8 protein-coding genes are annotated in these 13,272 nt (G+C 72.9%); 3 read left to right on the forward strand and 5 right to left on the reverse strand.

Annotated elements, in window-relative coordinates; all coding sequences use genetic code 11:
- Positions 1-491: 491 nt before the first annotated feature.
- Positions 492-1,058, reverse strand: coding sequence for a MarR family winged helix-turn-helix transcriptional regulator (locus tag IE311_RS28780; protein WP_189834766.1), 567 nt, complete (start codon positions 1,056-1,058; stop codon positions 492-494).
- A gap of 154 nt (positions 1,059-1,212) precedes the next feature.
- On the opposite strand from IE311_RS28780, the gene IE311_RS28785 reads away from it, so the two are divergent.
- The gene (locus tag IE311_RS28785) at positions 1,213-2,484 is read left to right on the forward strand and encodes an MFS transporter (RefSeq protein ID WP_189834767.1); all 1,272 of its coding nucleotides are present in this window, start codon (positions 1,213-1,215) and stop codon (positions 2,482-2,484) included.
- On the opposite strand, the gene IE311_RS28790 is transcribed toward IE311_RS28785, so the two are convergent.
- Both IE311_RS28790 and IE311_RS28795 read right to left on the reverse strand, forming a co-directional pair.
- Positions 2,481-4,148, reverse strand: a complete 1,668-nt coding sequence (locus IE311_RS28790) for an ATP-binding SpoIIE family protein phosphatase (protein ID WP_189834768.1) — start codon at positions 4,146-4,148, stop codon at positions 2,481-2,483. The genes IE311_RS28785 and IE311_RS28790 overlap by 4 nt on opposite strands.
- Before the next feature lie 106 nt (positions 4,149-4,254).
- Positions 4,255-5,619, reverse strand: a complete 1,365-nt coding sequence (locus IE311_RS28795; RefSeq protein ID WP_189834769.1) for an NAD(P)/FAD-dependent oxidoreductase — start codon at positions 5,617-5,619, stop codon at positions 4,255-4,257.
- A 355-nt stretch (positions 5,620-5,974) separates the two neighbouring features.
- Here IE311_RS28795 and IE311_RS28800 point away from each other — a divergent pair, with 355 nt between their 5' ends.
- Together IE311_RS28800 and IE311_RS28805 are read left to right on the forward strand one after the other, a co-directional pair.
- Positions 5,975-6,763 carry a TetR/AcrR family transcriptional regulator gene (locus IE311_RS28800; RefSeq protein ID WP_373313998.1) on the forward strand — a complete coding sequence of 263 codons (789 nt, stop codon included), beginning with the start codon at positions 5,975-5,977 and terminating at the stop codon, positions 6,761-6,763.
- Between the two features lie 221 nt (positions 6,764-6,984).
- A complete protein-coding gene (locus IE311_RS28805; protein WP_189834771.1) occupies positions 6,985-9,129 on the forward strand; it encodes a sigma-70 family RNA polymerase sigma factor in 2,145 nt (714 codons plus the stop codon).
- Here IE311_RS28805 and IE311_RS28810 read toward each other — a convergent pair.
- Together IE311_RS28810 and IE311_RS28815 are read right to left on the reverse strand one after the other, a co-directional pair.
- Positions 9,116-12,526, reverse strand: coding sequence for an ATP-binding protein (locus IE311_RS28810; RefSeq protein ID WP_189834772.1), 3,411 nt, complete (start codon positions 12,524-12,526; stop codon positions 9,116-9,118). The two genes, IE311_RS28805 and IE311_RS28810, sit on opposite strands and share 14 nt — an antisense overlap.
- Before the next feature lie 72 nt (positions 12,527-12,598).
- Positions 12,599-13,195 carry a Uma2 family endonuclease gene (locus IE311_RS28815; RefSeq protein ID WP_373314001.1) on the reverse strand — a complete coding sequence of 199 codons (597 nt, stop codon included), beginning with the start codon at positions 13,193-13,195 and terminating at the stop codon, positions 12,599-12,601.
- Between the last annotated feature and the right edge of the window lie 77 nt (positions 13,196-13,272).

Below are 13,272 nucleotides of genomic sequence, written 5' to 3' on the forward strand. Positions count from 1 at the left end.
TGATTTTTGGCACGCTGTTGAGTTCTCAAGGAACGGACGCTTCCTTTGTACTCACCCTCTCGGGCTTTCCTCCGGGCTTCCCTTCGGTCTTGCGTTTCCGACTCTATCAGATCTTTCCGACCCGATTTCCTCGGTACTTTCCGGTCCCTTTCGCTTTCGCTCCGGGCCCTTCCTGTGTTTCCGACTCTATCAGATCCTTTCGGCGTCTGATCCCCGGTCAGCGGGGTTTGTCTTTCCGGCTGTTGGGCCGTTCCGACGTCTCAAACTCTAGCGGATTTCCCCGGCGCCTCATAATCGAGACTTTCGAAATGAATTTCGGCATGCCGAAATTCGTCCCGGTGGGGAGATCGTACGGAGTAGAGGTGCCGCTATCAGCGGCGGAGTGGTTGTCGAAGAACCGTTCCGGCTCCGTGACAACTCGGAGAACACTACGCATCCGGGAGGGGCGTGTCAACCCTCCCCCGGATGGCCTCGGGAGACCTCGGAGGACCTCAGTCGAGGTCCGTCAGACGGCCGCCGGCGTCGGGCTGTGTGAGCTCCACGCGGCGCAGCAGACGGATGAGCATCTCGCCGAGGGCGCCCTTCTCCTCCGTCGAGAGGTCCTGGAGGAGCTCCTCCTCGAAGTCGGTGGCCATCCGCATGGCCTCCAGCCACTTCGAGCGGCCCTCGTCGGTGAGCTCGACGATCACGCGGACGCGGTTGTTCTCGTCGCGGTCGCGGGTGACCAGGCCCTCGCCCGCCATGCGGTCGATGCGGTGGGTCATCGCGGCCGGGGTGAGTCCCAGTCGCTTGGCGAGCTCGCCCGGGCCCAGTCGGTAGGGCTCTCCGGCGAGGACCAGGGTCTTGAGGACCTCCCACTCGGCGTTGCTGATGCCGAGGTCGGCGAGCTGGCGTCCGTACGCCACGTTCATCCGGCGGTTCAGCCGGCCGAGGGCGGAGACGACCTTCTCGACCTGGGGGTCGAGGTCGCGGAACTCGCGCTGGTAGGCGGCGATCTGCTCGTCGAGGCTCGGCTCCTGCGGAGCCTGCGGACCGGACCGCTCGGGGTTGTCGGACATGCGGGGAGTATCCCACGGGTCTCGTTGGCGTTGAAGTCCTTCGGTGTGTACTGTTAAGGCTCTAACTTTAGCGTTGAAGTCTTCAAGGTTCAGGGATACACCTCTGAACCTGCGACCGAAGTGGGTGAGTGTGACCAAGGCGAGGGGCGCAGCGATGCGCCGTATTCAGGCAGGCAGCGCGCTGAGCGCGTTCGGACTCGGCTTCACCGTGCCGTACCTCTATGTGTACGTGGCGCAGGTGCGGGATCTGGGTGCCGCCACGGCGGGCATCGTCCTGGCCGTCTTCGCCATGGCCGCCCTCGTGGTGCTGCCGTTCAGCGGGCGGGCCATCGACCGGCGCGGCCCCGTGCCGGTGCTGCTGGTCGCCTCGGTCGTCGCCGCCGTGGGTGCGGTGGCGATGGGCTTCGCCTCCAGCGTGCCCGCGGCCGTGGGGGCCGCGGCGCTGCTCGGTGCCGGTACGGCCGTGCTCCAGCCGGCCCTCGCCACGATGATCGTCTGGTGCTCGACGCCCGTCGGCCGCACCCGGGCCTTCGCCATGCAGTTCTTCCTGCAGAACCTGGGGCTCGGTGTCGGTGGTCTGATCGGCGGTCTGCTGGTCGACACGAGCCGTCCGGGCAGCTTCATCCTGCTGTTCTCGATCGAGGCGGCGATGTTCCTCGTCCTGGCGGCGATCGTCGGGACCGTGCGGATGCCGGGCTCCCCCGCCTTCCAGGGCGCCCGTCCCTCCGGGAGCGGCAAGGGCGGCGTCCGTGCGCTGCTCGGGCACAAGGCGATGGTGCAGCTCTGCGTCCTCGGCTTCGTCCTCTTCTTCGCCTGCTACGGACAGTTCGAGTCGGGTCTCGCCGCGTACGGCACCGAGGCCGCCGGCATCCAGCCCTCGACCCTCGGCATGGCGCTCGCCGCCAACACCGTGGTGATCGTGGCCGCCCAGTTCCTGGTGCTGAAGTTCGTCGAGCGCCGCAGGCGGAGCCGGGTGATCGCGGCCGTCGGTCTGATCTGGACCGTGGCCTGGCTGATCGCCGGGTACGCGGGCCTCGGGCACGGCAGCCAGGCCATGGCCACGGCGGCCTTCGTCTCCACGTACGCCCTCTTCGGGCTCGGTGAGGCGATGCTGTCGCCGACCGTGGCACCGCTGGTCGCCGATCTGGCGCCGGAATCGATGGTCGGGCAGTACAACTCGGCCTTCGCCCTGGTCAAGCAGCTGGCGCTGGCCGTCGGACCGGCCGTGGGCGGGCCCATGGGGGCCGCGCTGCACGGTCCGTACATCGTGACCTTCGTGCTCTTCTCGCTCGGCATCACCTTCCTCGCCGTACGGCTCGGAAAGCAGCTGACCCCGGAGCAGAACCAGCCTTCGCTCGCCCTCAGGCCGTCGAAGGTGGTCGCACGGCACGAGCCGGTCCGCGAGAGCGAGACCGCCCCGGCCTAGGCCGACCGGTCCGGCAGGGCGAATTCGCACCAGACCGCTTTGCCGCCGCCCGGTGTGCGGCGGCTCCCCCAGGACGAGGCGATCGTCGCGATGATCGAGATTCCGCGACCCGCCTCGTCCTCCGTTTCCGCCCTGCGGCGGCGCGGCAGATGGTCGTCCCCGTCCGTGACCTCGATGATCAGGCGCCGATCGGTGCGGCGCAGCCGCAGCCGCATGGGCGGGGTGCCGTGCTGGAGGGAGTTCGCCACCAGCTCGCTGGTCGCGAGGACCCCCAGGTCGCGCAGCTCGACCGGGAAGCGCCAGGACGACAGGACCCCGGAGGCGAAGGCACGCGCGCGGGGAGCGGCCTCCACCCCACCGAGGAGTTCCAGGGCCGCGTTGTGGAAGAGCTCCGCGTCCGCTCCCTTGCGGGACGGGTGCTGGACGACCAGGACGGCCACGTCGTCGTCGTGCTCCGCGGTGACCCCCAGGGAGCGGAGCAGCCGGTCGCAGACCACCTGCGGGGTGCCGCTGGCGCCGGAGAGGGCACGGGCCAGGGCGGCGACGCCCTCATCGATGTCCTCACGGCGCCGCTCGACCAGGCCGTCGGTGTAGAGGACGGCGGTGGAGCCGGGCGGCAGGGCGATGGAGCCGGAGGCGTGCAGCCAGCCGCCGGTGCCGAGCGGCGGGCCCGTCGGGTCCTCGGCACGCCGGACGCTGCCGTCCTCGTCCCGTACGAGGATCGGGAGGTGGCCGGCCGAGGCGTAGACCAGCTTGCCCTCGCTGGGGTCGTGGATCGCGTACACACAGGTGGCGATCTGGCTGGCGTCGATCTCGGCGGCGAGGCCGTCGAGGAGCTGGAGCACCTCGTGCGGGGGCAGGTCGAGGCGCGCGTAGGCCCGGACGGCGGTGCGGAGCTGGCCCATGACGGCGGCGGCGCGCACCCCCCTGCCCATCACGTCGCCGATGACGAGCGCGGTGCGTCCCGCGCCGAGGGTGATCACGTCGTACCAGTCGCCGCCGACGGCCGCGTCGGTGCCGCCGGGCTGGTAGGTGGCGGCGATCCGCAGGTCGTCGGGCTGTTCGAGGTCCTGAGGGAGCAGGGAGCGCTGGAGGGTGACGGCGGTTTCGCGGTGGCGGCGCTCGCTGGCCCGCAGCCGCTCGGCGGCCTCGGCGTGGTCGGTGACGTCGGCGGCGTGGACGAGGACCCCGCCGCCGTCGAGGTGCGGGCTGTCCACGGGCAGGCACGTCACCGTGTAGGAGCCGCCGTCCTGGGTGCGCCGGGACTTGACCGTACGGGGCTTGCCGCTGCGCAGGACCTGGTCCATGAGCGGCAGCAGCCCGAGCTCCTCCGCCTCCGGGCAGGTGTCGGCGACGGTGGCGCCCGCGGGGCGGGGGCCGAAGGCGGCGGCATAGGCGTCGTTGACGTACGCGATGCGGTGCTCCGGGCCGTACACGAGTGCGACCAGGCCGGGGAGACGGCCGAGGAGCTCCCGTACGGAGAAGTCCTCGAGGGCGGGGACGTCGGCGGACTCGGTCGCCTCGGCGGCCTTGGCCGCCTCATCGATGAGCTGCCCCAGCTGCTGCGCGTACTCACCGCGGGCGGCGGGCACGGAGCCTTCGGTCCCCCGCGCCGCGCGGCGCTGTGTGCCGGGGAGCCGGGCGCTCCAACGGGTGAAGTTCACGGATCTGTATGCCTCGTGGTGTCGGTGCCGTGCAGAGTCACGCTGTGCAGGTGTGAGCCCACCTATGGTCACACGTCCAGTGTGGACGAGTGCACTGACAGTGATGTCAGGACGACGGCTTGTCGCCGTGGTCGGGTGGCGGTGCGGCGGCGAGTTCGAATTCGGCGCGGGGGTGTTCCAGTGAGCCCAGAGAGACGATCTCCCGTTTGAACAGGCCGGACAGGGTCCATTCGGCGAGGACCCGGGCCTTGCGGTTGAAGGTGGGCACCCGGCTGAGGTGATAGGCGCGGTGCATGAGCCAGGCCGGATATCCCTTGAGTTTCCGTCCGTAGACGTGGGCGACTCCCTTGTGGAGGCCCAGGGAGGCGACGGAACCGGCGTACGCGTGCTCGTACTCCTTGAGCGGCTGTCCGCGCAGGGAGGCCGTGATGTTCTCGGCGAGGACCTTGGCCTGGCGGACGGCGTGCTGCGCGTTGGGCGCGCACTCCCTGCCGGGTTCCTCGGCGGTCACGTCGGGGACGGCGGCGGCGTCACCGGCCGCCCAGGCGTGGTCGACGCCCTCGACGGCGAGCCGGGACGTACAGCGGAGCCGGCCGCGTTCGTTCAGCGGCAGGTCGGTCGCGGCGAGGACGGGGGCGGGCTTGACCCCGGCGGTCCAGACGACGGTGCGGGTGGGCAGCCGGGTGCCGTCGCTGAGGACGGCGACCCGGTCCTCGCAGGACTCCAGCCGGGTCTCCAGGCGTACGTCGATGTTCCGGCCGCGCAGCTCGCGAATGGCGTACCGGCCCATCTCCGCGCCCACCTCGGGCAGGATCCGGTCCGAGGCCTCGACGAGGACCCATCGCAGGTCCTCCGGCTTGAGGTTGTGGTAGTACCGCGCCGTGTACCGGGCCATGTCCTCCAGCTCGGCGAGCGCCTCCACGCCCGCGTACCCCCCGCCGACGAAGACGAAGGTCAGGGCGGCGTCGCGGATCGCGGGGTCGCGGGTCGAGGAGGCGATGTCCATCTGTTCGATGACGTGGTTGCGCAGGCCGATGGCCTCCTCGACGGTCTTGAAGCCGATGCCGTGGTCGAGGAGGCCGGGGACCGGAAGCGTGCGGGAGACCGACCCCGGCGCGAGGACCAGCTCGTCGTAGGTGAGGTCGACGGCGCCGGTGCCCTCCTCGGCGGTCGCGAGGGTGGCGAGGGTCGCGGTCCGCTTGGCGTGGTCGACGGAACGGACCTCGCCGATGACGATCCGGCAGCGGTCGAGGACCCGGCGGAGCGGCACGACGACATGGCGCGGGGAGATCGAGCCGGCGGCGGCCTCGGGCAGGAACGGCTGGTACGTCATGTACGGCTCGGGGGTGACCACCACGATCTCGGCCGCGCCGGCTCTCAGCTCGGCCCTGAGCTGCCGCTGCAGGCGCAGCGCGGTGTACATGCCGACGTAGCCGCCGCCGACCACGAGAATGCGCGCAGGTTCGGTCACTGTCCCATGACGCACCTCCGTCCGTGGTTTGTCCACAGCCCCGGCAAATTGTGTGACCGGAGGGGTACGGAGGCGCGGGGTGGCGCACAACAGGGGTGTGGGGAGAACAGTGCAGGTCAGAGTGGGCGTGACGGGTCCGCCGGAGGGTCGGAATCGGGAGTGTTCCGGTCCTTGCTCCGATCGGGGGGCGCACCGTACGGAACTTCCCCTTCTGAATTGACCCGGACTCAACTATGTTCGTACTTCGTCGGGGTGTCGGACGGGAGCGCGTGGACCGAAGCGCTTGCCGACCGGAAGCGCCCCGTGTCAGGGCGGGGAGTCTCCGGGGGGAGACATCATGAGCGGGGGAACGCTTATGCAGATTCAGGATTCACGTTGGCAGACGGGCGCCGGAACGGCGACCGTGGACGACGGCCTTCACGCGGGCGCCGGCGCCTCCGAGCGCAACGGCGCGTCGGTGCTCGGCAGCAGGTCCGCGCCGCTGCGGGTGGACGCCCAGCGCAATCTGGAGCATGTCCTGCGCGCCGCGCGCGAGGTCTTCGGCGAGCTCGGTTACGGGGCTCCGATGGAGGACGTGGCACGCCGCGCCCGCGTCGGTGTCGGCACCGTCTACCGGCGCTTCCCGAGCAAGGACGTGCTGGTCAGGCGGATAGCCGAGGAGGAGACCTCCCGGCTGACCGAGCAGGCGCGGGCCGCGCTCGGCCAGGAGGACGAGCCGTGGTCGGCGCTCTCCCGGTTCCTGCGGACCTCGGTGGCCTCGGGCGCGGGCCGGCTCCTTCCGCCGCAGGTGCTGCGGGTGGGCGTGGACGACGTCACGGTGCTGCCCCTGGGTGACGGCACGGACGACCCGGCACGGGTGCCGTACCAGCGCGGTGTCGCCGAGCAGTCGGACGCACGCGTGGTCGCGCCGAGGGCCGTTCCGGCCGAGGAGCGGGACGACGCGGGTGCCTCGGAGCTGCTCGAGGTCGTCGGCCGGCTGGTCGACCGGGCGCGTGAGGCGGGTGAGCTGCGGGCCGACGTGACCGTGGCGGACGTCCTCCTCGTCATCGCCACCGCGGCGCCGGCCCTTCCGGACGCGGTGCAGCAGGCGGCGGCCTCGAGCCGGCTCCTCGACATCCTGCTCGAAGGCCTGCGCTCGCGGTAGGAGTTCGGCGGAGGCTCCGGGAGCCTTCGTTCTCGTGCGCGGCGGCGCCTTCGTGGTCCGGGCGGACCAACGACCATGACACGAACGTGTGAGCGGTTACGCCCGGATACGCGAAGTCGCCCCGGACGAGTGGTAGATGGACGCGGCGCTTCGGCGTGCTCGCGCTCTGTGGCAGGCTTGGCCGGTGTTCGGGTCTGAGCGTGCGTACGGGGGCTTCCGCGATGAGCGGTGACAGTCGGGACGAGCAGCTGAACAACGGCGGCGCCGCCGAGACCGGGGACGTGTCCTTCCGGCAGGTGCCGAGCCAGGGCGGTCCGGGCGGCCTCCACGGCCCGCCGGGGCAGGCCGAACCACTCGACGTGAGCGTCCCGCCGCAGCGCAAGGGCACAGTCGGCTCCCCGCCCGCCGGACGGGGAGCGGGCACGGGCATCGGAACCGGGATCGTCGCGGGGACTGTTTCCACGGCCTCCCCGGGCCCAGCGGACTCCGCGGACTCCGCCACCCCTTCCGTCACGGGTACCAGCACCGGTACGGCTCCGGACACGGCCTTCGAGGACGACGAGCCCGACACCGTCCTGCCGCCGCCCGTCGAGCTGCCCCCCTCCGACTCCGAGCTCGTCCAGCTCATGCGGGAGGGCGACGACTCCGCGTACGAGGAACTGTTCCTCCGCCACTCCGAGGCCGTGCGCCGGTACGCCAGGACCTGCTGCCGGGACGCCCACACCGCCGACGACCTGACCGCCGAGGTCTTCGCCCGTACCCTCCAGGCCGTCCGGGGCGGGGCCGGGCCCGAACAGGCCGTACGCGCCTATCTGATGACCACCGTCCGCCGGGTCGCCGCGCACTGGGCGCGAACCCAGAAGCGGGAACACCTCGTCGAGGACTTCGCCGTCTTCGCCGAGGCCGCCCGCGCCTCGGAGGTCTCCGACCAGAACGCCTCCTTCGGGGCGGGGCTCGACCTCGGCGCCGACGTCCTGGCCATGCACGAGGCCGAACAGTCGCTCGCCATGCAGGCCTTCCGCTCACTGCCCGAGCGCTGGCAGGCCGTGCTCTGGCACACCACCGTCGAGGAGGAGTCCCCGAGCGAGGTCGCGCCGCTCTTCGGCCTGACCGCCAACGCCACCGCCGTGCTCGCCAGCCGCGCCCGCGAAGGCCTCAAGCAGGCCTACCTCCAGGCCCATGTCAGCCAGTCCCTGACCGCCGGGGGCGACTGCGCCCGGTACGCGGACCGGCTCGGCGCCTACGCGCGCGGCGGACTGCGGATGCGCGCCGAGCGCGGGCTCCGCAAGCACCTGGACGAGTGTTCCCCATGCCGGCTCGCCGCCGGTGAACTGGCCCATGTCAACGCCGGGATCCCGGCGCTGCTGCCGGTCGCCGTCATCGGCTGGTTCGCCGCCGGGTACTCGCTCAAGGCCGCCGGGGTCGTCGCCGGCGGTGCCGTCGGCGCGGGAGCGGCGGGCGCGGCGGCCGCCGCCTCCGGGTCCTCGGGAGGCGCGGCCTCCGGAGGCGCCGTCGCCGAGGGGCTCGGCGCCCCCGCGAAGGCCGGGATCGCGGCCGCCGTGGCCGTCGCCGCCGCCGCAGGGCTCGTCTGGGCCATGGCCGGGGACCCGGTGCCGGTGGCCGCGCCCAGGCCCGCGCAGCCCGTCGTCACCCCCGTCGTACCGGAGGAGCCCGCGCCCCCGCCGAAGCCGACGCCGAAGCCCGTGCCGCCGCCCGCGCCCGTACGGTCCGAGCCGCCGAAGCCCGCCCCGACACCGACACCCACCCCGACACCCAGCCCCGAGAAGCCCACGCCGGAGCCCACGCCCCCGCCGAAGGCGTCACCGGCCCCCACGCCCCCGCCGAAGCCCGCCCCGACACCGACTCCCACCCCGACGCCCAGCCCCGAGAAGTCCTCGCAGAAGCCCGCACCGCCGCCCGCGCCGCCGGCCGTCTACCAGGTCAACGAGCTGGAGTACGGGATCTTCGGCGACGGCACCAAGCCCGAGGTGTCGCTCTCCGACAGCAGTTGGATGTGGCAGCGCGACGGACTCTCCGTCGGCGGCACCCCGTACGCGCACGGGGTGAGCGTCCACGCGCCCTCGTCCCTGCTCATCGACCTCAACCGGCAGTGCACGAGTTACGACGCGATCGTCGGGATCGACGATCTGAGCGCCCTGCTCGGTGTCGGTGGCGTCCGCTTCTCCGTCTACGGGGACGAGGAGCGGCTCTGGCGCTCCGACGTGGTCCGGGCGGGCGACCCCCCGGTCCCCGTGCACGTCGACATCTCCGGCCGCAGGACGATCCGGCTCGTGGTGGAGGAGCACACGCCGTTCGGGCGGGCCGCCGTCGCCGACTGGGCCCAGTCCCGCATCAGCTGCTCCTGAAGGCCTCCGCGAGGGCCAGTACCTCGTCGAGGCCGAGGCCCTCCCCCGCCGCGCGGGCCGCCGCGACGCCCGACGGGCCGAGCGCGGCGAGCGCCCGGTCGGTCACGGCCTGGAGATCCCGCAGCCCCGGGACCGAGCGGGGCAGCTCCTCGCGCCAGCCTTCGACGGCCGACATGATCAGGACCGCCAGGTTCTGTTCGCCCGCCGAGGACAGGACGACCGCGAGGCCCTCCGCCAGGCCCGAGATCATGAAGTCCGCGCACTGCGCGTCCCGCGCGCTGCGCAGTGCCTCGATGGCCGTGGCGACGGCGGACGCCCGTCCCTCGACCGCCTCGACGCGCGCGGACAGCCCCACGAGCGCCGCCTCGAAGTGCGGCGGGGGCGCCCCGGTCGAGACCGTGTGGCCCGCCTGCTCCAGCTGGGCGCCGGCCTCCGCGGCCTCTCCGCGGTACAGGGCGAGGGCGGCCCGCAGGAAGCAGATGAACACGCCGGTGTCCCGCACGCGGTAGCGCTCCGCCTCCCGCGCGGCCTCGTCGAGTCCCTTCCCCGCCGCCTCCATGTCGCCCGTGTGATAAGCGAGTTCGGCCAGGCGGGCGAGGAGGAACGGGGACTCGGCGTGCGCGCCGACCTCCCGGGCCAGCCGGAGGGCCTCCTCGTACGCCTCCCCGGCCTCCTCGCTCCGGCCGCGCAGCATATGGGCCTCGCCCACCGCGCTCGCGATCTGGGCGCCCATCCACCGGTCGCCGACGCTTCGGGCGAGAAGACGGAGCTCGGCAAGGTCCTCGTCGATGCCGGGCATGCCGCCGGGCATGTCGACGACCATGTGCGTACGGAACATGAGGCTGACGCCGACCTCCCAGTCACCGCCGTGACGACGGCAGTTGGCGACGGCCTCGTCGAGGAGCTCCCGGACCACGGCCGGTGTCTCGGTGAGGTACGCGGTGAACGGCCAGAGCAGGCCGGGGAACCGGGCGCCCTCGGGGCCGGGCGGCTCGCCGAACGCCGTCCGTACACGGCGGGCGAGCGCGATCGCCTCCGGTTCCTGGAAGTCCCCCAGCGTGCGGCTCTCGACCTCCAGGAAGAACTGCAGCATGCGCAGACGCATCCGGGGCCAGTACCGGAGGTCGTCGGGCTCGTCCGGGTCGTCGCCGAGCGCGACCGTGCGGTGCACCCAGGCCAGGCCCTCGGGGCGGTAGTTGCGCAGCCACCAGAACCAGCCCATGGCGAAGACCAGACGGTGGGCGGCGGCCTCGTCGGGGGAGGTGCCGACGGCGCGGTGCAGGGCGGCCCGGATGTTGTCCAGATCGCGCTCGATCCGCTCGATCCACGGGAGCTGCTCCGCCGAGCGGAGTCGGGGCTCGGCGGTCTCGGTGAGGGCCGTGAAGTGGGCGGTGTGCGCGGCCTCGGCGGCGGCGAGGATCTCCGGGTCCTCGGCTGCCCGCTCGACCGCGTACTCGTGGATGGTCTCCAGGAGCCGATAGCGCATCTCGCCGCCCTCGACGGGGGTGGCGACGACGAGGGACTTGTCGACCAGGGCGCCGAGCGCGTCGGCAGCGCGCGGGGAGAGGGCCTCCGCTGCGTCGAGGTCCCAGCCGCCGGCGAAGACCGAGACCTGGCGGAGCAGGGTGCGCTCGTCGGGGTCGAGCAGGTCCCAGGACCAGTCGACGACCGCGCGGAGGGTCTGCTGGCGGGGCAGGACCGTGCGGGAACCGGAGGTGAGGAGACGGAAGCGGTCGTCGAGGCGGTCGGCGATCTGGCGCGGGGTGAGCAGCCGGAGGCGGGCGGCGGCCAGTTCGATGGCGAGGGGCAGGCCGTCGAGGCGGCGGCAGATCTCGTCGGCGGCCGCGCCGCCGTCCCGGGTGAGGTCGACGTCGGGGCGTACGGCGCGGGCGCGCTCGGCGAAGAGGCGGTGCGCGGGGTCCGGCGGCAGGGGTTCGAGGGGGCGGACCGACTCTCCCGGGACACCGAGGGGTTCGCGGCTGGTGGCGAGGATGCGGAGCTCGGGGCAGTCGGTGAGGAGGGTCTCGGCGAGGGCGGCGGCCGCGTCGATCACGTGCTCGCAGTTGTCGAGGACGAGGAGGAAGGGGCGGCGGGCGAGGTGCTCGACGAGCTGGGTCGTGGGGTCGTCCTTGAGGGGCGCGCCCTCGCGGGTGATCAGGGTGATCTCGCGGAGCCCGAGCGCGGAGAGGACGGCGCCGGGGACGGCTTCGGGGTCGTCGAGCGGGGCGAGTTCGGCGATCCAGGCGGTGGCGGGGGAGGCGGGTGCGGGCTCGGTCCGCTGGAGGTTGGCCCCGGTGGGGCCCGGACTGGTGGGGGCTGAGGCGGTGGGGGTTGAGGCGGTGGGGTTTGCGGCTGTGGCGGGTGTGCCGGCTGGGTCGGTGGCGGGGGCGAAGGCCCTGAGGGCGGCTTCTTCGGCGAGCCGGGTCTTGCCGGAGCCGCCGGGGCCGGTGAGCGTGACGAGCCGGAAGCGGTCCAGCTCGGCGTGGATCGCGGCCAGCTCGGGCTCCCGGCCGACGAAGGAGGTGAGACGGGGCCGGATGTTGCCGGGGACGGGGGTGGACGCGGTCGGGGGCGTCGGGGGGTGCGCGTGGTCCGGCGGTGAGGTCGGCCGCGGGCCGGCGGCGGTCGTCGTCCCCCACGGGGTGTCCGTAAGGGGAGCGGTGGAGTTCGGGGCCGGGGCCGGGGCCGTGAGGAGTTCCCGGTGGAGGGCGGTGAGTTCGGGGCCCGGGTCGGCGCCGAGCGCGTCGGCGAGGGTGCGGCGGGCCGACTCGTAGGCCGAGAGGGCGTCGGCGTGACGGCCCTCGGCCCGCAGGGCGCGGATGAGGTGGGCGCGGAAGGCCTCGTCGTACGGATACGTGGTGGTGAGCTCGGTCAGCTCCGGTACGAGTCCGTCGGTGGCGCCCCGGCGCAGATCGGCCTCGACGCGCTGCCGCAGGGCGGCGAGCCGCTGGGCCTCGGGCCGGACTCCCGCCGGGTCGGGCAGGTCGGCGAGGGCGGGGCCCCGGAAGAGCCCGAGGGCTTCCCTCAGGAGCGCGGCGGCGGTGTCGGGGTCGCCGGAGTCGAGGCGGGTGCCCGCCTCCCTGACGCGGCGCTCGAAGACGTACAGGTCGATGTCCTCGGCGGTGGCGGCGAGCCGGTAGCCGGGGCCGGGGGTGGAGGCGACGGCCTCCCGGCCGAGGGTCCGGCGGAGCCTGCCGACGAGGGCCTGGAGGGCGGCGGGGGCGTCCTGCGGCGGGTCGTCCCCGTAGACGTCGTCGGCGAGCTCCGTGACGGAGGCGGCCCGTCCGCCGCGCAGTGCGAGCGCGGCGAGGAGTGCCCGCAGCCGGGCTCCGCCGAGCGGGAGGGGAGTGCCGCCGGCGCCGAGGGCCTCGGTGGTGCCGAGGATGAGATACCGCACCGGGTCATTGTGTCCGCCGGCACCGGCGTACGCCTCGGGGTTTACCCGGGGGTGACCCTGGGGTCGCGGTGGTCAGAACTCCGCGGTGTCCAGGGTGAAGCCGAGGGGGGCGGGGAGCGGGACCTGCGTCCCCAGCTTGTGGATGGACTTGTGGCCGAAGTCGTCACCGGAGGGTCCTGAGCACACGACCGCCTCGCCGGCCTCGCGATCGATCAGCAGGTAGACGGGGATGCCCGCGCGGGCGTAGGCCCGGCTCTTCTCGACGCGGTCGCGGCCCGCGGTGGAGGTGGAGGTGACCTCCGTGACGAGGAGGACGGGGTCGGGAGCGTGCCACTCCCGCTGGTCGTCGAAGCTGCCCTTGGGGGCGATGACGAGGTCGGGGATGACCCTGACGGTGTCGGTGGCCCCCGGCAGACTGAGGCCGATGCCCGTGAAGTTGCGCAGTTCCCTGTCGACACGTCGGGCGATGACTTGTTCCACCACCTCGGTCACGATCTCCTCGTGCTCGCCGTTGGCCGGAGGTACCACGTAGATCTCCCCTTCGATCAGCTCCACGCGCCAGCCCTTCGGGGCCACGGCGCTGAACAGCTCGAAGGTCTCCCGCACGCTCGCGCCCTCACGGTCGGGCAGCCCCTCGGAGAGCACGCTCTCCGGAACCGGCGGCGGCATCGCCATGACGGACCTCCTTCGCTCGGTGCGACGCTCTCAGCTTAGGACGGGGGTCCGATCGGGGTCCTGGAAGCGTT

Origin of the sequence: Streptomyces zaomyceticus (assembly GCF_014656215.1) — a bacterium.
Classification (GTDB): Bacteria; Actinomycetota; Actinomycetes; order Streptomycetales; family Streptomycetaceae; genus Streptomyces; species Streptomyces zaomyceticus.

Coding starts and splice junctions, on each gene's coding strand:
- IE311_RS28815 (WP_373314001.1), bottom strand. CDS start 13,195: ATGCCGCCGCCGGTTCCGGAGAGCGTGCTCTCCGAGGGGCTGCCCGAC.
- IE311_RS28800 (WP_373313998.1), top strand. CDS start 5,975: ATGCAGATTCAGGATTCACGTTGGCAGACGGGCGCCGGAACGGCGACC.
- IE311_RS28780 (WP_189834766.1), bottom strand. CDS start 1,058: ATGTCCGACAACCCCGAGCGGTCCGGTCCGCAGGCTCCGCAGGAGCCG.
- IE311_RS28805 (WP_189834771.1), top strand. CDS start 6,985: ATGAGCGGTGACAGTCGGGACGAGCAGCTGAACAACGGCGGCGCCGCC.
- IE311_RS28785 (WP_189834767.1), top strand. CDS start 1,213: ATGCGCCGTATTCAGGCAGGCAGCGCGCTGAGCGCGTTCGGACTCGGC.